General features: G+C 62.7%; 22 protein-coding genes. 16 read left to right on the forward strand and 6 right to left on the reverse strand.

The features are described from left to right. Positions 1-6: 6 nt before the first annotated feature. A complete protein-coding gene (locus AACU78_RS04190) occupies positions 7-885 on the reverse strand; it encodes a c-type heme family protein (protein ID WP_106579965.1) in 879 nt (292 codons plus the stop codon). A gap of 30 nt (positions 886-915) precedes the next feature. After that, positions 916-1764 (reverse strand): hypothetical protein, encoded by an 849-nt coding sequence (locus AACU78_RS04195; protein WP_106579966.1) that lies wholly within the window; start codon positions 1762-1764, stop codon positions 916-918. Positions 1765-2039: 275 nt separating this feature from the next. Between AACU78_RS04195 and AACU78_RS04200 the strand changes: the two genes are divergently transcribed. Together AACU78_RS04200 and AACU78_RS04205 are read left to right on the forward strand one after the other, a co-directional pair. Then, positions 2040-2738, forward strand: coding sequence for a hypothetical protein (locus AACU78_RS04200; protein WP_106579967.1), 699 nt, complete (start codon positions 2040-2042; stop codon positions 2736-2738). Positions 2739-2895: 157 nt separating this feature from the next. Next, complete coding sequence (locus AACU78_RS04205) at positions 2896-3447, forward strand: DUF3455 domain-containing protein (protein WP_106579968.1); 552 nt, start codon at positions 2896-2898, stop codon at positions 3445-3447. Positions 3448-3480: 33 nt separating this feature from the next. Here the strand turns inward: AACU78_RS04205 and AACU78_RS04210 are convergent, their stop codons facing one another. Continuing rightward, positions 3481-4059, reverse strand: a complete 579-nt coding sequence (locus AACU78_RS04210; protein WP_106579969.1) for a cupin domain-containing protein — start codon at positions 4057-4059, stop codon at positions 3481-3483. Beyond that, positions 4047-6002: an oxidoreductase gene (locus AACU78_RS04215; protein ID WP_106579970.1), complete on the reverse strand. Its 1956-nt coding sequence runs from the start codon at positions 6000-6002 to the stop codon at positions 4047-4049. The genes AACU78_RS04210 and AACU78_RS04215 overlap by 13 nt, the downstream gene beginning before the upstream one ends. 131 nt (positions 6003-6133) lie before the next feature. Between AACU78_RS04215 and AACU78_RS04220 the strand changes: the two genes are divergently transcribed. The 11 genes from AACU78_RS04220 (at position 6134) to AACU78_RS04270 (ending at position 19303) form a co-directional block, all read left to right on the forward strand. Continuing rightward, positions 6134-6892 (forward strand): class II aldolase/adducin family protein, encoded by a 759-nt coding sequence (locus AACU78_RS04220; RefSeq protein ID WP_106579971.1) that lies wholly within the window; start codon positions 6134-6136, stop codon positions 6890-6892. Positions 6893-6933: 41 nt separating this feature from the next. Continuing rightward, complete coding sequence (locus tag AACU78_RS04225) at positions 6934-7572, forward strand: TetR family transcriptional regulator C-terminal domain-containing protein (RefSeq protein ID WP_106579972.1); 639 nt, start codon at positions 6934-6936, stop codon at positions 7570-7572. A gap of 148 nt (positions 7573-7720) precedes the next feature. Continuing rightward, the gene (locus AACU78_RS04230; RefSeq protein ID WP_106579973.1) at positions 7721-8512 is read left to right on the forward strand and encodes an enoyl-CoA hydratase/isomerase family protein; all 792 of its coding nucleotides are present in this window, start codon (positions 7721-7723) and stop codon (positions 8510-8512) included. A gap of 26 nt (positions 8513-8538) precedes the next feature. Continuing rightward, a complete protein-coding gene (locus AACU78_RS04235) occupies positions 8539-9699 on the forward strand; it encodes an acyl-CoA dehydrogenase family protein (RefSeq protein ID WP_106579974.1) in 1161 nt (386 codons plus the stop codon). An 18-nt stretch (positions 9700-9717) separates the two neighbouring features. Continuing rightward, positions 9718-11826 carry an acetate--CoA ligase family protein gene (locus tag AACU78_RS04240; protein WP_106579975.1) on the forward strand — a complete coding sequence of 703 codons (2109 nt, stop codon included), beginning with the start codon at positions 9718-9720 and terminating at the stop codon, positions 11824-11826. Beyond that, positions 11816-13423 (forward strand): 5-guanidino-2-oxopentanoate decarboxylase, encoded by a 1608-nt coding sequence (locus AACU78_RS04245; RefSeq protein WP_106579976.1) that lies wholly within the window; start codon positions 11816-11818, stop codon positions 13421-13423. The genes AACU78_RS04240 and AACU78_RS04245 overlap by 11 nt, the downstream gene beginning before the upstream one ends. A 19-nt stretch (positions 13424-13442) precedes the next feature. Beyond that, positions 13443-15029: an ABC transporter substrate-binding protein gene (locus AACU78_RS04250; RefSeq protein WP_106579977.1), complete on the forward strand. Its 1587-nt coding sequence runs from the start codon at positions 13443-13445 to the stop codon at positions 15027-15029. Between the two features lie 150 nt (positions 15030-15179). Further along, positions 15180-16139, forward strand: coding sequence for an ABC transporter permease (locus AACU78_RS04255; RefSeq protein WP_106579979.1), 960 nt, complete (start codon positions 15180-15182; stop codon positions 16137-16139). Between the two features lie 3 nt (positions 16140-16142). Continuing rightward, positions 16143-16970: an ABC transporter permease gene (locus tag AACU78_RS04260; protein ID WP_106579980.1), complete on the forward strand. Its 828-nt coding sequence runs from the start codon at positions 16143-16145 to the stop codon at positions 16968-16970. A 2-nt stretch (positions 16971-16972) separates the two neighbouring features. Beyond that, positions 16973-18592 (forward strand): ABC transporter ATP-binding protein, encoded by a 1620-nt coding sequence (locus AACU78_RS04265; RefSeq protein WP_106579981.1) that lies wholly within the window; start codon positions 16973-16975, stop codon positions 18590-18592. Between the two features lie 9 nt (positions 18593-18601). Further along, entirely contained in the window at positions 18602-19303 is a 702-nt protein-coding gene (locus AACU78_RS04270; protein ID WP_106579982.1) for an NAD(P)H-dependent oxidoreductase, read from the forward strand. 123 nt (positions 19304-19426) lie between these two features. Here AACU78_RS04270 and AACU78_RS04275 read toward each other — a convergent pair whose 3' ends face one another. Next, positions 19427-20506: a 3-deoxy-7-phosphoheptulonate synthase gene (locus tag AACU78_RS04275; RefSeq protein WP_106579983.1), complete on the reverse strand. Its 1080-nt coding sequence runs from the start codon at positions 20504-20506 to the stop codon at positions 19427-19429. A 619-nt stretch (positions 20507-21125) separates the two neighbouring features. Here AACU78_RS04275 and AACU78_RS04280 point away from each other — a divergent pair. Then, the gene (locus AACU78_RS04280) at positions 21126-21875 is read left to right on the forward strand and encodes a carbon-nitrogen hydrolase family protein (RefSeq protein WP_106579984.1); all 750 of its coding nucleotides are present in this window, start codon (positions 21126-21128) and stop codon (positions 21873-21875) included. Further along, the gene (locus tag AACU78_RS04285) at positions 21876-22322 is read left to right on the forward strand and encodes a GNAT family N-acetyltransferase (RefSeq protein WP_106579985.1); all 447 of its coding nucleotides are present in this window, start codon (positions 21876-21878) and stop codon (positions 22320-22322) included. Between the two features lie 35 nt (positions 22323-22357). Here AACU78_RS04285 and AACU78_RS04290 read toward each other — a convergent pair whose 3' ends face one another. Beyond that, entirely contained in the window at positions 22358-22597 is a 240-nt protein-coding gene (locus AACU78_RS04290; protein WP_106579986.1) for a DNA-binding protein, read from the reverse strand. Between the two features lie 81 nt (positions 22598-22678). On the opposite strand from AACU78_RS04290, the gene AACU78_RS04295 reads away from it, so the two are divergent. Next, positions 22679-23044: a helix-turn-helix domain-containing protein gene (locus tag AACU78_RS04295; RefSeq protein ID WP_106579987.1), complete on the forward strand. Its 366-nt coding sequence runs from the start codon at positions 22679-22681 to the stop codon at positions 23042-23044. The last annotated feature ends 38 nt before the right edge of the window (positions 23045-23082 follow it).

Here is a 23082-nt window from a genome sequence, read left to right on the forward strand (position 1 = left end):
GCGGACCTATTCCTCTAGCATCTTCATGGCGCTGACCAGGCTGGTGCGCATACGGCCGAACGACTGGCCCAGGCGCGCCAGCTCGTCGTTGCCGCTAACGTCCATCTGCGGCACATCGGTGTCGCCCAGGCTGACCCGGTCGGCCAGCGCCGACATCTGCCGCAGGCGCCGGGTGACAAACAGGTGCACCGCCACGTTCAACGCCACAAACAACACCGCAAAAATCCCCAGCATCGACACCATGTAGCTGTGCAGCAGGCTCCTGGCGCGTTGCAGCGGCAAGTCGAGTGGCACCGTGACCAATTGCGCACCAATGGTGTCGTTGAGCTTCCAGCCAAAACCGTTAACCGCGCCGTAGATATCGACCATGGTTTTCGGCGCGGCGTCCGGGGTGCTGTGACATGCCAGGCAGGCACCGTCCTTGATCTGAATCGGCCGCGCGATGTACAGCGAGGCGCCTTTGTCGTCGTTGCGTTCACCGACCATTTCGGCAGTTTGCGGCTGATCGCGCAGCGAGTTGATCAGGGTTTTTTCCCAGTCATTTGCCAGGTCGCGAGGGTTGGTCGGGTTGAGAGTGGCTTCCTTATAGGCGTAGTCCGGGTAGGACTTGAGCAGCTCCTGCAGGTGCGAAATGGCCGCGAAATCCGGCACCGATTGCGCCACGAACTGAAATTTCAGGCGGTTCTCCAACAGCGGCACGATCTGCTCGGCGGTGTAGGTGCTGGCCGCGGAGGCCGAGCGCATCAGCATGCGCGCGGTTTCCAGGGTTTCGCGGCGTGCGCTTTGCTGGAGCATGTAGTGAGTGGAGAGGCTGGTGGCGATAAAACCTAAGATAAACACCGCCAGGAACACCACGTTGAATTTAACCGCGAGCGACAATTTCATAAGGACCTTCGGGTAACGGCGTGGTGAGGATCAGTGCGCATTCCTGCGGCGTTCCAGGCGCAACAGTTCCAGCTCCCACGCCAGTACGCCGCCTCGGTTGGTTTTCACCGCCTGCAAAAATGCCGGGTCGTTGAGGCGCGGGGCAAAGCGGCTGGCGAGCATCTGCTGGCTAAGGTTCAGCGGGCTGACCACCCAGGGGGCGATGTCTTCGTAGGTCACCTCACGCTGTTTTTTCAGCTCGGGCGCCTTGGGTGTTTTCTTGCCCAGGGGCACCAGCGGGTCGAGGAACTGCGGGGGCAGGGCGTCGATAAAAGCTTGCTCGGGGCGGGGCACGATCCTGAGCGGTGCGTCACCGACCCTTTGGGCGAAATCTTCATGGCCGAGGGTGACATCGCGACCGGCCTTGCTGTGGCTATCGAGTTCGCTGACCACTTGGCTGCCGTCTTCAACAAAGATCTCGGTCTGGCGCTTACCGACATGAATCACGCTGGCGCTGTGGGTCAGGGTGAACGCCAACCCGCCGGTGGTCACCGCCAGGTTCGCGTGATTGTTACCCGCGACCGGTTGCAGTTTCAGCCAGCCATCGAGCACGTTGATTTGCGCCGCTTTGCTGTTGGTGGCGATGAGAATGCGCGTGTTTGGCCCCAGTGCCAGGTCAGCCGCCGCGAGACCTTCGATCTGTATGCCGGCGGCGCCGGTTTGCACAATATCGCCACCTTGCAGGCGCGTACCGGGGCCCACGGTGTAGAGGCTGGTGGCGCGAATCAGCGTCAGCGGTTTTTCCGCGTAGGCGATCACGCCGATGTTGGCTGGCGCGGCCTGCGCCAGCGGTAGCTGGGCCAGGCTGGCGAGCAAAAGGGCTATCGAAAGTTTTTTCACGTGGGCGCCATCTGTCGAGCTGCTGGGGGCTGGCACCGATGCTGTTGTGTGCAGCCGGTGTTCGTGCGTGCGCAAGGCGTCGCAGGGCCGAAGGCTACCGGCTGAAGAGGCGTATGAAGAAGACAATTATCTGCATGGAAAAGGCTGATTTCGATTAAGCGAAATCATGGAATAAAGCCTGCGAGGCGGGTGTTCTTCTCATGGTTTCCCCTGATTCGAACGGCGTTTGCGCAGGACCGGCAACACGCCCGCAACTCCCTCTGCCCGGAGCCCTTATGACTACCCAATGCATGAACGCGTTTACGTCCACCAAGACTTTCCTGCAACAGAACTTCATGACGGCCAAGCGCATTCCCTCGGGGATAGTGGCCGGCCTCACGGTATTTGACGTCAACGACCACAAGGCCGGCGGTTATCGGCTGGCGACCCTGGATAAGCCGGGCGAGTACGGCAAGGTCGAGCGTCCGCTTATGGCGCATTGGGTGCCCCAGGGCAGTTTTTGCGACATCCCCGCCAACCCCGGTGCGACCGGGTATGTGTTCACGCCGGACTTCAGCGGGTGCTCGATCCTGATCGATCATATCGATGACACCACCTACCGCGTGTTCCACGTGCAGGGCGGCAGCGATTACCTGAACAAGGAATACCTGAACCGTTTTGACGGGCACGGGCTGGGCTTGGCGACGGCCATGACGTTTGACGATTATGGCGAGGATGCTTATCCGCGCGGGTTCGCTTTCATGAAGTTCGAAGAAGGGCGCTGGTGGATTTACTTCCAGCGTCAAAACGGTGTGGGGCTCAATTTCGCCTATGGCAAGTTCCAGATGAATGGCGCGCAGACCGTGCGTGGCGGCGGGCGGATACCGGTGCCCAACCTCAAGCGCGAGTCACCGCGCCATGGCGTGGTGCACAGCGGTAAGGCGCTTGCCATGCCCACCAGCCAGCGCGCGGAGTTGAAGGTCGAGGTTTGGTAGGCGAGGCGTTTTTACCCGGTTTGAAAAATAGTCGGGAATAAACACTTGGGGTCGGATGTTCATCCTGCAGAGGCTGATAACCAGCCACGTTCGACCACTGACGGATTTTTTGATGACGAACCCGACCCTTTTCGACTCCTCTCTCGGCAGGCGCAAAATGAGCAGCACCGACTCCGCTATCGCGGCGCGCCGCAATCGCCTGTTACTGATGGTGCTGCAGGTCATCGGCCTGATTGTGCTGGTGATTTGCGCGATCGATGCGCAACGGGCCCAGGCCCAGGACTTGCCGGAGCCAGCGGCTGGCGCGGCGAAAAACGTGCTGATGACCGTGCAGGCCAGCGGCGTGCAGATCTACACCTGCACCAAGGACAGCAGCGGCCAATTGACCTGGCAGTTCCGCGAGCCGCTGGCCACGCTGATGATCAACGGCAAGACCGTTGGCCGACACTTCGTGGGGCCAACGTGGCAACTGGATGATCGCAGTGCGGTGGTCGGCAAAGTCATCGCTCAGGCGCCTGGCGCCCGTGCAACCGATATCCCCTTGTTGCGTCTTGATGTGGTGACGCACCTGGGGGAGGGCGGACTCGCGCACGTGGTGGCGGTGGAGCGCTTGCACACCTTGGGCGGTGTGTTCAGCGGCAGCTGCGCGCAGGCCGGCCAATTGCACGTCGAGCCCTACAGCGCGGATTACCGCTTTCTGGGCCAGTAGCTTCACACCGCGCCGTTTATCAACGCAAGCGGCTCAAAACGTTGGCGGCGTAATCACCCAGATGACTCGCGTCTCTACCTTGCCCGGGTTGCCATAGCGATGCGGTTCGCTGCTGGCAAAGCTGAAGCTGTCACCGGCATCCAGCACAAAATGCCGATCGCCCACCCACAGCTCAAACTGCCCGCTCAACACATAGCCCGCTTCCTCGCCTTCATGGCTGTAGCTCTGCTGGCTGTAGGCGCCGGGCGGAAAGCTCGATTGCAGCATTTCCAGTTGATGGTTGGGCAACGGTGTCAGCAATTGGTCGACGATGCCATCTTCATAGCGAATGCTCTGGCGATTGTTCTGGCGCACCACATAGCCTTCATCCGCCTCGGCGGGCATGCTCTGACTGGCGAAAAACCATTGGATCGTCACCCCGAGGCTGCGGGCGATGTTGAACAGCGCCGGGATCGACGGATACGCAAGATTTCGCTCCAACTGGCTGAGATAGCCGGCGGTCAACGCGCTGCTGCGAGCCAGTTCGGTCAGTGTCATGCCACGCGCCTTGCGCAAACCACGGATGCGCGTGCCGAGAAACAGTTGCTGCGGTTCGTCGTTCAAAGGTTCCATGCGACCTTGAGTCCTTCGTAAATCGCCTCTTCGGCGGTGCGCGGTGCGAGGCAGTCGCCGATGCGCTCAAAGGGCACCCGCCCCGCCAGTTCTGCGCCCAGAGTGTCCACTGGCTGATGCCCCTGGCACAACACCAGGCTGTCGATATTTTCCAGCAGCATCGGCTCGCCACTGGCGGTGTGTTGCAGGTAGACGGTGTTGTCGTCGCAGCCGTACAGACGCGCATAGGGGATGATCGGGATGCCCAGTCGATGCAGCTCTCCCGCGAGTTGATCGCGGACGTACAGCGGCAGGTTTTCCCCGCAGTGGGTGCCGTTCACCGCCAATTGCACGTGATGGCCGGCGCGTACCAGGCGTTCGGCAATACCGGGCCCGATCCAGTCGCAACGCCAGTCGACCACCACCACCGAACGCCCCAGCGTGACGTGATCGCGCAACACCTGCCAGGCGTCCACCACCTGCAACGCTCCACCTTGCTCGAAGGCCGGCCAATAGGGCTCGGCGCCGGTGGCGACGATGACGTGATCGGGCTGCGCCTGTTCCACCAGCGCACGGTCGACGCGGGTATTGCGCACCACGCGAACACCCGCCAGCGCCATCTCGCGTTGCAGGTTGGTGCTGGCGCCACCGAATTCACTGCGCCGTGGCAGCAACTGCGCCAACAGCACCTGCCCGCCCAATTGCGCACTGGCCTCATACAACGTTACGTCATGGCCGCGTTGCGCGGCCACGGCCGCCGCTTTCATGCCGGCCGGGCCACCGCCGACCACCATGATGCGTTTGGGCCTCAACGCCGGCAGCAGGCGACTGAAGCTCAGCTCGCGCCCGGTTTCAGGATGCTGGATACAGGAAATCGGCAAACCCTTGTGAAAGTGCCCGATGCACGCCTGGTTGCAGGCGATGCATGCGCGCACATCTTCGACGCGGCCTTCGAGGGTTTTGGCGGGCATCAGCGGGTCGCAAATCAAGGCGCGGGTCATGCCGCACACATCGGCCTGGCCGCGCGCCAGGATCAACTCGGCCTCCTGAGGCTGATTGATCCGCCCGGTGACAAACAACGCAATCGACAGGCTGGCCTTGAACCTGGCGGCTTCGTCCGCGAGGTACGCGGCAGCAATGGCCATGGGCGGCACGATATGGATCGCACCGCCCGTTGACGCCGACGTGCCGGCGACGATGTGCACATAGTCCAGTTGAGTTTGCAGGCATAGCACGGCTTCCAGGGATTCGCTTTCGGTGAGCCCTTCGGCATCGCGCTCGTCAGCGCAAATACGCAGGCCGATGATGAAATGCTCATCGGTCGCTGCTCGTACCGCCGCAAGCACTTCCCTCAAAAACCTCAGACGTTGCTCAAGCGCGCCGTTGTATTGATCGGTACGCCGGTTAACCCGTGGGTTGAGAAACTGCGCCGGCAGGTAGCCATGGCTGGCAACCACTTCCACCCCGTCAATTCCCGCCTGATGCAAGCGCCTGGCCGCTGCTGCGTAGCCGGTGACGATCTCATCGATCATCGCGTGATCCAGCGCCCGAGGCATCACCCGAAACCGCTCGTTGGGCACCCCCGACGCGGAGTACGCCACTGCCAGCAAACCGTCTGCCGACTCCATGATTTCGCGGCCCGGATGAAAGATCTGCGACAGCACCACAGTGCCGTGGGCATGGCAGGTCTGGGCCAATTCGCGGTAGCCCTCGATGCAGGCGTCGTCGGTGGCCATCAGCACATGCGAGGTGTACCGCGCGCTGTCATGCACCCCGGCCACCTGCAGCACAATCAGCCCCACGCCGCCTTCGGCTCGCGCACGGTGATAGGCGATCAACTGCGCGTTGACTCGGTTGTCGGTGGGCATCGAGGTGTCATGCCCGCTGGACATGATGCGGTTTTTCAGGCGTTTTCCGCGCAGCTGCAACGGCGCGAACAGGTGAGCAAAGGCGGGGTGCGACATGGTGCGGATACTCCAGGCGCTGTTATTGTTATTTTTCTATAGGAGGCGAGCGCCAGTAAAAAATCAACTTGTTTTTTTACTGGCGCCTGGCTTAGCGTCGCCTTCACCAACCGCGTGCCTGGAGAATAAAAATGACTGACTCCGCCGAGAAGCAACTGCGCGAAGAACTCGCCGCCTGCTATCGCCTGATCGCGCACTACCGCATGAGCGACTTGATCTTCACCCACATCTCGGTGCGCATTCCCGGGCCTGAGCATCACTTCCTGATCAACCCTTACGGGCTGATGTTCGATGAAATCACCGCCTCCAGTCTGGTCAAGATCGGCCTGGATGGCCGCGCGGTGGAGCCGTCGGCTTATGCGGTGAACCCGGCTGGTTTTGTCATCCACAGCGCCATCCACGGTGCGCGCGAAGACGCCCAGTGCGTGCTGCACACCCACACCCGTGCGGGCTGCGCCGTGGCGGCGCTGGCGTGCGGGTTGTTGCCGGTCAACCAGATCTCGATGGAGTTCTACGGCAAGGTCGCCTACCACGATTATGAAGGCGTCGCCCTGGACATGGCCGAGCAGCGCCGGCTGGTGCACGACCTGGGCGACAAGCCGGTGCTGATGCTGCGCAACCATGGTTTGCTGACGGTGGGCGAGACGGTCAGCCAAGCGTTCCTGCGCATGTACTACCTGGAAAAGGCCTGCGATATCCAGATTGCCGCCCAGGCTTGCGGCGCATTAGTCCTGCCGCCCGCCGAGATCTGCGCCCACACCGAGCAGCAGTTCAACAACCCCGGTCGCGCGCTGCAGGAAGGCGAATTGACCGATCCGGACGCCACGCAGTTGGCATGGGCGGCGTTGCTGCGGATGCTCGATCGCGTGTCGCCCGGTTACAGGGACTGATGTAGAGTCGTGCAGCCGACTCAACCGAAGGACATCGCCCCATGACCCAGGAATCCCGTTTTTCCAGGATGGAACCGCAATTGCGCAAGGCCAATCTGGTCCAGGCAACGCTGACGTGCCTCAAGCGCGACGGTTTCCAGGGGGCATCGATCCGTAAGATCAGCGCCGAGGCCGGGGTGTCGGTCGGGCTGATCAGCCACCACTATTCGGGCAAGGATGAGCTGGTGGCCGAGGCTTACCGCACGATCACCGGCCAAGTCATGAGCCTGCTGCGCGAGACCATGGCCAAGGCGCCGCCCGAGCCTCGCGAGCGCCTGTCGGCGTTGTTCCGGGGGTCGTTTTCGCCTGAATTGCTCGACCCGCAACTGCTCGATGCGTGGCTGGTGTTCTGGGGCGCGGTGAAAACGGCGCCCGCGATCAACCAGGCCCACGAACACTCCTACGGCGAGTACCGCACCATCATGCGCTGCGCCCTGACCGACATGGCCCGGGAAGAGGGCTGGCAGCAGTTCGACGCCGACCTTGCCGCCATCGCCCTCAGCGCCTTGCTCGACGGTTTGTGGCTGGAGTCGGGGCTCAACCCCGGCACCTTCACACCGGAGCAGGGCATCCAGATTTGCGAGGCGTGGGTCGATGGCCTGCAAAGCGGCGGTCGCCAGCGTTACCTGCTCAAACCCTGAGCCTCTCTCGCCGTCTGGACGCAAGGTTCAGGCGGCTATTTCCCGTCCGAAAATATTTGCAGTTTGCCGATTGCCTCCTTGCTGAACACTCGTTTAGTATCTCGCCATGTCGCACCCCTCACGCCAATTAAAATAATTCGAGGAAGCCATGACTACCGATTCGCCCGTGCTCACCGATGTGCAAGCAGGCGTCGCCTGGATCACCCTTAACCGTGGTCCCCAGCGCAATGCTCTGGATATCCCAACCCTCAAGCACCTGCATGCCTTGCTCGACACCTTCAACCGCGACCCCGCCGTGCGCGTGGTGGTGTTGACCGGCAGCGGCCGCAGCTTCTGCGCCGGCGCCGACCTGGCGGAGTGGGCCGAAGCCGAATCGCGTGGCGCCCTGGAAACCTACGGCTGGACCGAAACCGCCCACGCCCTGATGACCCGCCTGCACACCCTCGACAAACCCACGATTGCTGCGATCAACGGCACGGCGGTCGGCGCCGGCATGGATCTGACCTTGTGCTGCGACTTGCGCATCGCCGCCCAATCGGCGCGCTTCAAGGCCGGCTACACCAGCATGGCTTACTCGCCGGATGCCGGTGCCAGCTGGCACCTGCCGCGCTTGATCGGCAGCGAGCAAGCCAAGCGCCTGCTGTTTCTCGATGAGCTGTGGAGTGCCGACCGCGCACTGGCCGCCGGCCTGGTCGGTGAGGTGGTCGCCGACGAGCACCTGCACGCCCACGCCATGGCGCTGGCCTCCCGCCTGGCCAATGGCCCGACCTTCGCGTTCGCCCAAACCAAGACGCTGATTCGCGAAGGCGCCGCCCGCAGCCTGCCCGAGCAATTGCACGCCGAACTGGCGGCTGGCCTGTTGTGTGGGCGCAGTGTCGATGGCGCCGAAGCCCTGCGCGCGTCCATGCAAAAGCGTTCACCGAATTTCTGCGGCCAATAACGACAACACCCCGAGCAGGTAGCGCCATGAATTTCCAACTCAGCCAAGAACAAGACATGTTGGTGGACGCCGTACGCAGCTTTGTCGCCAAGGAGTTGCTGCCGCACGAAGAGGCGGTGGACCGTGCCGATGAGGTGTCGCCCGAGCTTGCCGCGCAGATCCGTGACAAGGCGATTGCCGCCGGTTTCTATGCCTTCAACATGCCCGAAGAGGTGGGCGGTGGCGGCCTGGACTACCTGTCCCAGGCACTGATCGAGCGGGAGCTGTCCAAGGTCTCGTGGGCACTGCACGTGTTCGTTGCGCGGCCTTCGAAAATTCTCATGGCGTGCACCGGCGCGCAGATTGAGGACTACCTGTTGCCGTGCGTGCAGGGCAAGAAAATCGACTGCTTCGCGCTGACCGAGCCGGGTGCCGGTTCTGACGCCAACGCCATCAAGACCCGCGCCGTGCGCAGCGGCGATGACTTCGTCATCAACGGCAGCAAGCACTTCATCAGCCACGCCGGCCACGCCGATTTCGCCATCGTCTTTGCGGTGACCGACACCTATGAACACAACGGCCGTCAGCGCAATGCGGTGACCTCGTTTCTGGTCGATCGCGGCACGCCCGGCATGACCATCCGCCGTGGCCCCAAGTGCGTGAGCAACCGTGGTTATCACACCTATGAAATGTTCTTCGACGACTGCCGTGTGCCCGCGTCCAAGGTGCTTGGCGAAGTCGGCAAGGGTTGGGACGTGGCCAATGCCTGGCTCACCGCCGGGCGCGTGATGGTCGCCGCCAACTGCGTCGGCCAGGCTCAGCGCGCGCTGGACGTGTCGCTGCAATGGGCCGCCGACCGCAAGCAGTTCGGCCAACCCATCGGCACCTACCAGGGCGTGAGTTTCAAACTCGCTGACATGGCCACGCAGATTCGCGCCGCCGAGCTGCTGACCCTGCACACCGCCTGGAAGATGGACCAGGGCAGCATGACCGACGGCGAGGCCGGCATGGCCAAGCTGTTTGCCAGCGAAACCCTGGGCAACGTCGCTGATGAAGCCGTGCAGATTTTCGGTGGCATGGGTTTGATGGACGAAGGGCCGGTGGAGCGCATCTGGCGCAACGCACGCATCGAACGGATCTGGGAAGGTACCTCGGAAATCCAGCGCCATATCATCGCCCGTGAACTGCTGCGGCCGCTGTTGCGCTGATCGGCGCGGAGAACGCTTATGTCCCAGGCTATTCGCGACAACCTCAAGCGCCTGCTGGCGCCCCGGCACCTGGCCTTCGTCGGTGGGCGCAGCATGGCGCGCGCGCTCAAGCGCTGCGCCGACGGCGGTTTTACCGGGCCCATGTGGCTGGTCAACCCGCAGCACGACAGCCTCGACGGTATCCCGTGTGTGCGCCGCATCGCCGATTTACCCTGCGGCCCGGATGCGGTGTTTATCGCCACCAACCGTGAACTGACGCTGACCTGCGTGGCGGAACTGGCCGCCATCGGTACCGGCGGCGCGATTTGCTACGCCTCGGGTTTTGCCGAAACCGGGGCCACCGGCCTAGCCCTGCAACAGCAGTTGCTGAGGGCCGCGGGTGACATGGCATTGCTCGGCCCCAACTGCTACGGCCTGCTCGATTACCTGCACAGCTCGGCCCTGTGGCCGGTGGCTCATGGCGGCAAAGCGGTGCACAAGGGCGTGGCAGTGCTGACCCAGAGCGGCAACTTCGCCTACAACCTGTCGATGAGCGACCGCTCGCTGCCGGTGGCCTACATGGCGTCGGTGGGCAACCAGGCGCAACTGGGGGTGGCCGAACTGATGGACGTGTTGCTCGATGAGCCGCGCGTCACCGCCATCGGCCTGCACCTGGAAGGCTTGAAGAATGTGCCGGCGTTTGCTCGCGCGGCGCACAAGGCCCTGGAAAAAGGCATCCCGATCATCGCGCTGAAAACCGGCGTGTCGCAGATTGGCGCCGAGCTGGCGTTGAGTCATACCAGCTCGCTATCCGGTTCGGACGCGCTGTACGACAGCCTGTTTGCACGGCTGGGCGTGATTCGCGTCAGCGGCCCGGTGAGTTTTGTCGAAACCCTGAAAGCCGCCGCGTGCGGCCATCTGCCGGCGGGCAATCGCCTCATCGCGCTGGCTTGTTCGGGCGGCGATGCAGGGCTGATTGCCGACTATGCCGAGCGCAACCATCTGGCCCTGCCAGAACTGGACGAAGGCCAGCGCGGCGAGCTGGCGCAGGTGTTGCCCAGCTACGCCAACCTGGTCAACCCGCTGGATTTCACCACCGCCATCTGGGGCGACCGCGACGCACTCGGCAGCATGCTCGACACGGCCCTGCGTACCGACGCGGATGCAGCCATGCTGGTGCTGGATTACCCGGCTGAATTCACCGGCGAGCGCAAGGAATGTGACGTGCTGTTGGCGCTGTTCTGCGACGCACTCGCGCGGCATGGCAAGACCGGCTTCGTCACCTCGGCCTTTCCCGAATTGCTGCCGGCCCATGCACGCGAGCGTCTGCATGCCCAAGGCATCGCCGCGCTGCAAGGCGTGGAGGACGCGTTCGCCGCGTGGGGCCGCATCGCCGACTACCAAAATAATCGTCGCGTGTTGCTCGAGCGCGGCGAATCGATCCTTGCGCCGCTGTGCCCGCAACCCCTTCAGAGCCAGGGTTTGGCGCTGGATGAGTGGGCGTCCAAACAAGCCTTGCGCGCCTTCGGCCTGAATACGCCGGCTGCTGTATTGAGCACGCCGGGGCGGGCGATCGTGGACGCCAAGCTGTTGGGCTACCCGTTGGTGCTCAAGGCCGTCAGCGCTGATTTGCCGCATAAAACCGAAGCGGGTGCCGTGGCGCTGAACCTCGAAGACGACGTGGCGCTGGCGACCGCACTCGAGCGCATGCGCGGGCAAATCGCCGCGTACGCACCGGGTGTCGCCTTCGATCAATTACTGCTGGAGTCGATGGCAACCCAGCCGTTGGCGGAGCTGATCGTGGGCATCAAGCGTGAAAACGACTTCGGCCTGGCCTTGGTGATTGGTGCTGGCGGCATCCTCGTGGAGTTGCTCAAGGACAGCCGCAGCCTGTTGTTGCCGACCACCGACAGCGCGATTCGCAACGCGTTGCTCAGCCTGCGCAGCGCGGCATTGCTGCAAGGCTTTCGTGGCCGTGAGGTGGCGGATATGGACGCGCTGGTCGCGGCCATCCGCGCGGTGGCCGACTACGCCTGCGCGAATGCCGGGCAGTTACTGGAACTGGATGTGAACCCATTGCTGGTCAGTGCCCGCGGCGCCACGGCGGTCGATGCATTGATTCGCCTAGGAGATGGTCATGCACGCTAAAACAATCACCGGCGGCCAAGCGCTGGTGCGGTTGCTCGCCAACTATGGCGTCGATACGGTATTCGGCATTCCCGGCGTGCACACGCTGGAGCTGTATCGCGGCTTGCCCGGCAGCGGCATTCGGCATGTGCTCACGCGCCATGAACAAGGCGCAGGTTTCATGGCCGACGGCTATGCGCGGGTCAGCGGCAAGCCGGGCGTGTGCTTTGTGATCACCGGCCCTGGTGTTACCAATGCGGCAACCGCAATCGGCCAGGCTTACGCCGACTCGATCCCGATGCTGGTGATTTCCAGCGTCAACCACACCGCCAGCCTCGGCAAGGGGTGGGGCAGCCTGCATGAAACCCAGGACCAGCGCGCAATCACCGCGCCAATCACGGCGTTTTCGGCGGTGGCGTTGTGCGCCGAGGATTTGCCCGAGCTGGTCGCCCGTGCCTACGCGGTGTTCGACAGCGAGCGGCCACGGCCGGTGCATATCTCGGTGCCGCTGGATGTGTTGGCGGCGCCGATTCAAAGGGACTGGAGCAATGAGGTAGTACGCGGTTCAGGGCGTGGCGTGCCAATGGCCGAGGTGCTGGATCAGGCGGTGGCCAAGCTCGCTTCGGCCAAACGGCCAATGATCATTGCCGGTGGCGGCGCGCTGGCGGCGGGGGAGGCTTTGCAGCGCTTGAGCACGCAACTGGCGGCGCCGTTTTTTACCAGTGTCGCGGGCAAGGGTTTGGTGCCGGTCAATGACCCGCTGAATGCCGGTTCAACCCTGTGCGTCGAACCCGGCTGGCAACTGATCAGCGAGGCCGATGTGGTGCTGGCGGTCGGCACGGAAATGGCCGACACCGATTACTGGCGTGAGCGCTTGCCCATCACCGGTGAGCTGTTGCGCGTGGACATCGACCCACGCAAATTCAATGATTTTTACCCGTGCACGCTGGCGCTGCACGGCGATGCCAACAGCACTGTGCTGGCGTTGCTGGAGCGCTTGCCGACGGCGCCGCGAGACGCTGAAGCGGCAATCAAAAAAGTCGCCACATTGCTCCAGGCCGTTGAGCTGGGACACGGGCCCTTGCAGTCGATCCACCAAGCCATCCTCGACCGCGTCGAGGCCGAACTGCCCGCCAATGCTTTTATCAGCACTGACATGACCCAACTCGCCTACACCGGCAACTATGCCTACCGCAGCCGCGCCCCGCGCAGCTGGCTGCACCCCACCGGCTACGGCACCTTGGGCTATGGCTTGCCGGCGGGCATCGGCGCCACGTTCGGCGCGCCTCTGCGGCCAGGGTTGGTGCTGGTGGGCGACGGCGGCTTCCTCTACACCGCCCAGGAATTGGCCACTGCCGTTGAAGAGCTGGACAGCCCACTGGTGGTGCTGCTGTGGAACAACGATGCCCTCGGGCAAATTCGCGATGACATGCTCAGCCTCGACATCGAGCCCATCGGCGTACTGCCGCGCAACCCGGATTTCGCGCTGTTCGCCCAGGCGTTCGGGTGCACCGTGAACCAGCCAAAGAACCTGGATGAATTGCAAACGGACTTGCGCAACGGCTTCAAACGCAATGGCGTGACCTTGATCGAGTTGAAACATGCCTATGCCTGTTGACCTTTAGAGGAGCAAGACCATGAGCGAAAACAACAACAAAATGACTCAAGCGATGCACCGACGGGACTTCCTCAAACACAGCGCCGTGGCCGGCGCGGTGGCGGCGGCGTTTTCCATGGGCCTGCCCTTGCACGCCTTCGGCGAAGACGCAGCGCCCAAGCCGGGCGGCGTGCTGCGCCTGGGCCTGGCCGGCGGCAGCACCACCGATTCGCGCGACCCCGGCTCCTGGGTCGACACGTTTACCTTCGTCGGCTTCTCGGCGGTGTACAACACCCTGACTGAAATCGCCGTGGACGGCAGTGCAATCCCCGAACTGGCCGAGCGCTTTGAGTCCACCGCGAACGCGCGCGTGTGGACCTTTCACTTGCGCCAGGGCGTGACCTTCCACAATGGCAAAACCCTGACCGCCGAAGACGTGGTGGTGTCGATCAATCATCACTTGAGCAAGGACTCCACGTCGGCGGCCAAGACGGTGCTCGGTGATGTCGCCAGCGTCAGCGCCAACGGCAACGACGCGGTGGTGTTCGAGCTGCATTCGGGCAACGCGGATTTTGCCTATGTGGTGGCCGATTACCATTTGGTGATCATGCCCGCCAAGGATGGCGCCGCCGATTGGCAGGCCGGTGTGGGCACCAGTGGCTATCGCCTGAAAAGCTTTGAACCTGGCGTGCGCATGGACCTGGAGCGCAACCCCGATTACTGGAAACCCGGTCGCGCCCACTTCGCCAGTGCCGAGTTGCTCGCCATCGCCGACGGCGCCGCGCGGGTCAATGCGCTGGTCACCGGGCAAGTCGATGTGATCAACAAAGTCGACCTGAAAACCGTGGCATTGCTCAAGCGCAACCCAGGCTTGGTGATTGAAGAAACCAAGGGCGCCCAGCACTACACCTTCCCGATGCTGTGCGACAGCAACGAGTTCAAGAACAACGACATTCGCATGGCCATGAAGCACGCGATCAACCGCGAAACCCTGCTGGCGTCGGTGCTGCATGGTTATGGCCTGGTGGGCAACGACCATCCGATCCAGCCGGGCAGCCGCTTTATCAACGCCGCGCTGGAGCAGCGCGCCTACGACCCGGACAAGTCGCGCTTCTACTTGCGCAAGGCCGGGGTGGAGTCGCTCAAGGTGCGCCTGCAAGCTTCCGACGCGGCTTACACCGGCGCGGTGGACGCCTCGGTGCTGTTCAAGGAGCAGGCGCGCCAGGCCGGTATCGACATTGACGTGGTGCGCGAGCCGGCCGACGGCTACTTCTCCAATGTGTGGATGAAGCAGCCGTTCACCACCTCGTTCTGGTACAGCAGCCTGACCGCCGACCGCATGTTCAGCATCGGCTACGCCAAAGGCGCGGCGTGGAACGAAACCCACTGGGACAACGCGCGCTTCAACCAACTGCTCACGGCCGCGCGTGGCGAGATGAACGCGCCACTGCGCCAGGAGATGTACAACGAAATGCAGGCCCTGTGCCGGGACGATGGCGGTGCGATTGTGCCGCTGTTCGCCAGCTCTGTGGCGGCGCGTTCGAACCGCGTCAGCCATGGGCCGCTGACCGCGCCTTATGGTGAGTTGGATGGGCTGCGGCTGATTGAGCGCTGGTGGCAAGCCTAGAGCCCCTACTAACAATGAAGATCAAATTGTGGGAGCGGGCTTGCTCGCGAAAGCGCTCTGTCAGTTGACACATGTAGTGGCTGGCACACCGCTTTCGCGAGCAAGCCCGCTCCCACATAGGGTTTGTGGTGTTTCAGGAGCAATGCACCCATGAATAGTTTGTTGAAGCTCATCCTCCAACGTCTCGCCCTCGGCGTGCTGTCGTTGTTCGCGGTCTCGGTGATCATCTTTCTCGCCGTGGGCATGCTGCCGGGCGATATTACCCAGGCCATGCTCGGCCAGTCGGCCACGCCGGAAACCGTGGCGGCGTTTCGCGCGCAGTTGGGCCTGGATTTGCCGCCGTTCACGCGCTTTGCGCAATGGCTGTTGCGCCTGCTGCACGGCGATCTGGGCGCTTCACTGGCCAACCAGCGGCCTATCGCCGAGCTGATCGGCGCGCGGTTGGGCAACACGCTGAGCCTGGCCGCCCTGGCGGCGTTGGTCTCGGTGCCCACCGCGCTGGTGCTGGGCATGTTGGCGGCGCTGTACCGCAACAGCTGGTTTGATCGCCTGCTCAACACCACGGCCTTGAGTGCCGTGTCGTTCCCGGAGTTCTTTGTCGCCTACCTGCTGATCCTGGTGTTTTCGGTGAAGCTCGGCTGGTTTCCCAGCCTGTCCAACCTGGCACCGGATGCGTCGTTCGCCACGATCCTTGAGCGCTCGGTGTTGCCGGTTGCCACACTGAGCCTGGTGGTGATCGCGCAGATGATGCGCATGACCCGTGCCTCTTTGATCAACCTGCTGGCCAGCCCCTACATCGAAATGGCCCGGCTCAAGGGCATTCGCCCGTCGCGGATTATCTGGCGCCACGCGTTGCCCAATGCACTGGCACCCATCGTCAACGTGGTGGCGCTGAACCTGGCGTACCTGGTAGTGGGCGTGGTGGTGGTCGAAGTGGTGTTTGTCTATCCGGGGCTGGGGCAATTGCTGGTGGACTCGGTGTCCAAGCGCGACATCCCGGTGGTGCAGGCGTGCAGCCTGATCTTTGCCGCCACCTACATCCTGCTCAATACCTCGGCGGATGTGCTGTCCATCGCCAGCAACCCACGCCTGATGCACCCAAAGGGGTAGACCATGAGCCTGTTGAGCCACGTGGCCAGGGCGCCGTTGAGCGCCAAGTTCGGCCTGCTGATTATTGTGTTGTACATCGCGGTGGCGCTGTTTGCGCCGCTGCTGGCGCCGTATGGCGAAACCCAGGTGGTGGGCGAGGGGTTCGCGCCCTGGAGCGGTCAGTTTTTGCTGGGCACCGATAACCTCGGGCGCGATATGTTCAGCCGCCTCGTCTACGGCGCGCGCAATACCCTGGGCATCGCCTTCCTGACTACCACGCTGGCGTTCCTGCTGGGCGGCTTGAGCGGCTTGGTCGCGGCCATCAAGGGCGGCTGGATTGACCAGGGGCTGTCGCGGGTGGTGGATATTCTGATGGCAATCCCGCAGCTGATTTTTGCCTTGCTGATCCTCAGCGTGGTGGGCACCAACGCGACGTCGCTGGTGGTGGTGATTGCGCTGCTGGATTCGACGCGGGTGTTCCGCTTGTCTCGCGCGGTGGCGATGACCGTGGTGGTGCAGGATTTTGTCGAAGCCGCACGCCTGCGTGGCGAAGGCTTGTGGTGGCTGGTCAGCCGCGAAGTGCTGCCCAACGCTGCCGCGCCGTTGATTGCCGAATTCGGCCTGCGCTTTTGCTTTGTGTTCCTGTTTATCAGCGCGTTGTCGTTCCTGGGCCTGGGCATTCAACCGCCCACCGCCGACTGGGGCAGTATGGTGCGCGATAACGCGGTGTTGATCACCTTCGGCGACATCAGCCCGTTGCTGCCGGCGCTGGCGGTGGCCTTGATTACGGTCAGCGTGAATTTTGTCGTCGACTGGATGCTGCATACATCCAGCGGCCTGAAGGAGTGTTGAGGATGGACAGGCCATTGCTGGAAATCCGCAACCTGCAGGTTGAAGGGCATTACGAAGACGCCTGGCACCCGCTGATCCAGGGCATCGACCTGACCTTGCAACGCGGCGAAGTGCTGGGGCTGATCGGCGAGTCGGGAGCGGGTAAATCCACCCTTGGCCTGGCGGCGATGGGGTATGCGCGCGACGGTTGCCGCATTGTCGGCGGCTCGGTGTGTTTTGACGGCATCGCGTTGCTGCAGGCCAAGCCTGAGGCCTTGCGCAAGCTGCGTGGTTTGCGCATCGCGTATGTGGCGCAAAGCGCGGCGGCGTCCTTCAACCCGGCGCACCGCCTGATCGATCAGCACGTGGAAACCGCGGTGATCAACGGCGGTATCAGCCGCGCCCAGGCCGAGCGCGAAGCGGTGGAGTTGTACCGCGTGCTGCGCTTGCCCAACCCCGAAACCATTGGCCAACGCTATCCGCATCAAGTGTCAGGTGGGCAATTGCAGCGGGTGATGACGGCGATGGCGATGGCCTGCCACCCGGACTTGATCATCTTCGACGAACCCACCACCGCCCTCGACGTCACCACCCAGATCGAAGTGCTGGCAGCCATTCGCGACGCGGTGAAAACCTTCGGCAGCGCCGCGCTGTATATCAGCCACGATTTGGCGGTGGTGGCGCAGATGGCCGATCGCATCATGGTGCTGCGCCACGGCAAGCGGGTCGAGGAAGCCGACACTCGCAGCATGCTCAGCCAGCCGCAGCAGGCGTACACCCAATCGCTGTGGGCGGTGCGTAGCTTTCGCACCGAGCCCAAGGCGCGCCCGGCCCAGGACGTGCCGCTGCTGGAGGTGCGCCAGGTGTGTGCCAGCTACGGGCATCAACCGGTGCTGCATGAGGTGTCGCTGCAGCTGCATCGCGGCCAGACCCTGGCGGTGATCGGCGAATCCGGCAGTGGCAAAAGCTCTACCGCGCGGCTGATCACCGGCCTGCTGCCCGCCACGGCGGGACAGGTGTTGTACGACGGCGAGGCGCTGCCGGTGGATTTTCGGCGGCGCAGCAAGGAGCAGTTGCGGCGTATCCAGATGATCTACCAGATCCCCGACACGGCGCTGAACCCGCGCCAGCGCATCGTCGACATCATCGGCCGGCCACTGACGTTTTACCTGGGCCTCAAGGGCAGGGCGATGCGCGCGCGGGTGGCCGAGCTGCTGGAGATGATCGAACTGGACCCGGCGGTGTTCATGGAGCGCCAACCGCGCGAGCTGTCCGGCGGGCAGAAGCAGCGCATCTGCATCGCCCGTGCACTGGCGGCCGACCCGCAATTGATCATCTGCGACGAAGTCACCTCAGCCCTCGATCAACTGGTGGCCGAAGGCGTGCTGAAGTTGCTCAACCGCCTCCAGCAGCAACTGGGTGTGGCTTACCTGTTTATCACCCACGACGTCGCCACGGTGCGCGCGATTGCCGATGAGGTGGTGGTGATGCAGCGGGGCAGGGTGGTTGACCAGGGCAGCCGCAGCGCGATTTTTACCCCGCCTTACCAGGACTACACCGGCCTGTTGTTTTCATCGGAACCGGAAATGGACCCGGACTGGCTCGATCATTTGCTGGCCCAACGGGCGGCGCCCACCGTTTGAGGAATTCACATGAAGGTTTTGATTGTTCACGCCCATCCTGAACCGCAGTCCTTTACCGCCGCCTTGCGCGACCAGGCGGTCAGCACGCTGCAAGAGCAGGGGCATGCGGTGCAGGTCAGCGACTTGTATGCCATGCAGTGGAACCCCGTAGCGTCGGCGGCGGATTTTTCGACACGGGAGAATCCTGACTATTTGGTGTACGCCCTGGAGCAACGGCTGGGGGTGAAGAAGCAGTCGATCGCGGCGGATATCCAGGCTGAGTTGGACAAGTTGTTGTGGGCCGATTTGCTGATTCTTAACTTTCCGATCTTCTGGTTCTCGGCGCCGGCGATGCTCAAGGGCTGGATCGACCGGGTGCTGGTGTCGGGCGTGTGTTACGGCGGCAAGCGTTTTTACGATCAGGGCGGGCTGGCGGGCAAGCGGGCGCTGGTCACGGTGACCCTGGGCGGGCGTGAGCATATGTTTGGCGAAGGCGCTATTCACGGGCCGCTGGAGGAGATGTTGAAGCCGATTCTGCGCGGCACGCTGGCGTATGTCGGGTATGAAGTGCTGGCGCCCTTTGTGGCCTGGCATGTGCCGTATATCAGCGACGAGGCGCGGCGGGAGTTTCTGTTGGGGTATGCGCGGCGGTTGCAAGGTCTGGCGCAAGAGCAGCCTTTGATATTCCCGAAATTGGAACAATTCGATGAGGCGCTATACCCACTTTCCTGAGTCCAGCGCTGTTCAAGTGTGGGAGCTGGCTTGCCGGCGATTACGGTACATCAGCTAAAGATCTGTAGCCTGATACACCGCTATCGCAGGCAAGCCAGCTCCCACATTTATGATCCGCTTCTGTCAGTTGGCTTTGTGTTGCTCCCGCAACCGCTCTGCCGCACTGCGCAACAACTGTTCGGTGCAGTCCCAGCCCAGGCAACCATCGGTCACCGACACGCCGTATTTCATCGATGCGCTCAACGGCTGGCAACCTTCGAACAGATGGCTTTCGAGCATCATGCCGATCAGCGAGGTGTCGCCTTGCAGGCGTTGTTCCAGCACGTCGTTGAACACGGCCGGCTGACGCAGCGGGTCTTTGCCGCTGTTGGCGTGGCTGCAATCGACCATGATCCGCGCCGCGACCTTGGACTTGGCCAAATCGTGTTTTACCTGCGCCACGCTTTGCGCATCGTAGTTTGGCCCACGGTGCCCGCCGCGCAGCACCAGGTGCGTGTCGGGGTTGCCTGGGGTCTGGATGATTGCCGGATGGCCCTGGCTGTCGACGCCGAAGTGGCGGTGCGGGTGTGACGCCGAGCGCATCGCGTCACAGGCAATCGCGACGCCGCCGTCGGTGCCGTTCTTGAAGCCGACCGGCATGCCCAGGCCGCTGGCCATTTCGCGGTGGATCTGCGACTCGGTGGTGCGTGCGCCAATGGCGACCCAACTGAGCAGGTCATCGAAGTAGCCGGCGGCCATGGGTTGCAGCAGCTCGGTGGCGACCGGCAGGCCCAGGCGCAGCATTTCACGCATCAGTTCGCGCGACAGGGTCAGGCCTGCGGCCATGTCATCGCTGCCGTCCAGGTGCGGGTCGTAGGCCAGGCCTTTCCAGCCGATGGTGGTGCGCGGTTTTTCCACGTAGGCGCGGATCACCAGCAGCATCTGGTCGCTGACTTCAAGCGCCAGTTTCTTCAGATTGCGCGCGTATTCCATGGCCGATTCGGGGTCGTGGATCGAGCACGGGCCGACAATCACCAGCAAACGGGCGTCTTCACCGTTGAGGATGGCGCGCACGGCTTGGCGATGGGCGTGGATCTGTTCGTTGAGGAAGGGGCTCAGGGGCAACTGGTGCTTGAGTTCAAGCGAGCTGGGCAGGCGCTGGGTCAGGGCTTCATTGGCGCTGGACAGGTTGGCAACAGGCAAGGCGGCGGTGGCAGAGTTCATATTCAAGGCTTCCTGGGCAAGCGGCGGGCGATTCCCGCGCGCTCTGCCCTACTGGGGTGTTCGACAATTGGCCGTATTGGCTACGTGTGTTGGCTTGCCACCAATAGGTGACCGATCGGAGGCGGCAGGCTGTCCCGAACGGAGCTTGCTAAATCGCCATGCAGTGCAGGTGTCGTAGCGGTAATAGGTGGCGTAGTTCATGTCGTGAGTCCTTTTAGTGTTCGGTGTGAAGCAAAATAAGTAGGGGCTGAAAAAACAAAACCCCCGGTCGGGGAGCCGACCGGGGGTTAGATTTCTCTGGTAGGCGACCCCTTGAGTAGTGGGCGCCGATTTCAGGTATCAGGCGCGCCAGTGGCTAAACCAATACCCAAAATAAAAGCTGACCAGTGCGCTCGAACCGTTCACGCGGGTAGCCGATACCGAGCGCGGGGCGCTGGCAGCAGGGCAAACCTGAGTGTGGGTGAGTTGCAACATGGTGTGTCTCCAAATGATGGGTGGAGCCTACTAGAGGCACGCGGGTGGATTCAATCAGTAATTTCTATCGCCTGAGGTACTTACGGCTACGGGGTGAGTGTCGATATGCTGCTGACACTTAGATATTGATGGCTTGGACGCGACCATGACTGCCTTGACCCTTGCTGCTGCTCAGACCACTTCAATCGCAGGCGATGTGCCGGCCAATATCCAGCGGCACTTGGCGTTTATGCAGGTGGCGGCGGAGCACGGTGCGCAGTTACTGGTGTTTCCAGAGCTGTCGTTGACTGGCTACGAGCCGGCGCTGGCCGCTGAACTGGCGATGGCGCCAGAGGATGCACGGCTTGCGCCACTGCGTGAGAAGGCGCAGGCGCTGCAATTGACGGCGGTGGTGGGGATGCCGGTCCGTTTGGCGAACGGGGCGGGCGTGTTGATCGGCGCGCTGGTGTTGGCGGCGGACGGGTCGCTGGCGGTCTACACCAAGCAGCATTTGCATGCGGGTGAAGACGTGGCGTTCGTCGCAGGGCAGGGCGGTGCCGCCCTCGAATGGGCGGATGATCGTATTGCGCTGGCGGTTTGCGCAGACTTTTCCCACGCCAGCCACCCACGTGAGGCCGCGCAGGCCGGCGCCAATGTGTACGCCGCCGGCGTGTTGATCAGCGAGGGTGGCTACGCCGCAGACAGCGCGCTGCTCCAGGGGTATGCCGCCGAGCATCGCATGCTGGTATTGATGGCCAACCATGGCGGGCCTTCAGGCGGCTGGGCCTGCGCAGGGCGCAGCGCCATCTGGGCCGCGGACGGCAGCGTGCTGGCCGCCGCACCGGGCACTGGCGACGCGTTGGTGCTTGCCCGCCGCGATGGCGGCCACTGGTCTGGCCACGTGGTTGCCCTGTAAATGACGTTTCACCTGCGCGCCGCGACTGGCGATGACTTGCCATTCGCACGGAGGCTGACCTGCCAAGCCATGGGCGGCTACTACCTGCAATACGGTCTTGTGTGGTCTGACTATGGCTTTGATGTGGGCTGGGGAAGCCGCGAGAACTGGATGATCTGCAAGGACGACGCAGTGTTGGGGTTTATCAGCCTGAGCCGTGACAACAATGCTCTGTACATTCGCGAATTGCACTTGTCCGAAAACCACCGCAAGCAGGGCGCAGGCAGCTGGGTACTCGAGCAGATGGCGCTCAAGGCGCGTGAACAAGGGCTGGGTCTTTTACGCTTGACGGTGTTCAAAACCAATCCGGCGCGCAGGTTGTATCAGCGCCTGGGGTTGAGCATCGTAGGGGAAGAGGGTTGCTTCTGGCGCATGGAGCGCGAGTGTCAGGCAGGTCCATCGGACTAAAACAGGCACGTCTTGCCAATAGGCGCATACTGCGATCAGGAAACGATTTCCGGGTCGCGGTTCAGGGCCACGGGCTCATCCACGATAATCCCTTCTTTCATGCCCAACAGGACCGCCACCTTGTGGGCTTCCCCACGCCGTCCTTTTTTACGCCCAGCGAGCACTTGATAGGTCGTGGCCGGATCAACGCCGTGCTCACGGGCAAACGCTTGAACTGACTTTCCTTGATGTTCCAGCCAGGCCTTGGCTTGTGCAGCAGTGCGAATACCGGGCATAGTTCAAAACCGTTCAAGTTTGTTTAAAACGAGATGAGTGTGTCACCTCTTGGGGTGTGCCAGACAGGATCATACATCCAAATGAGTGGAATTGGTTCGCGTTTAAGACAGGAAAGAGAACGTCTTGGCCTGTCACAGAAAGTTTTTGGTGAAATCGGCGGCGTTGAAGCAAATGCCCAGGGCAAATACGAGAGCGGTGGCCGCGCACCCAAGGCGGACTACCTGTCACGCGTGGCTCAGCGTGGTGTAGATGTTTTATATGTGCTGACGGGAAGTCCGACGCCTATCCAGCTGGAAAACCTCAGTCAGCTGGAAGAAAAAATCCTGGAAAACTACCGGGTGATGCTCAAGGAAGATCAGGACGCTATCCGCCGACTAACCTCCACACTGGCGGAACACTCCGTGTCGCAGAACGGAAAACACAAGTCGGCTCTCACGCAAAGCTGACCTTTTGCTCAGTAAAATCGGCTGTCTGGCGCAAGTCG

Origin of the sequence: Pseudomonas sp. R9.37, from assembly GCF_963878885.1 — a bacterium.
Lineage (GTDB): Bacteria > Pseudomonadota > Gammaproteobacteria > Pseudomonadales > Pseudomonadaceae > Aquipseudomonas.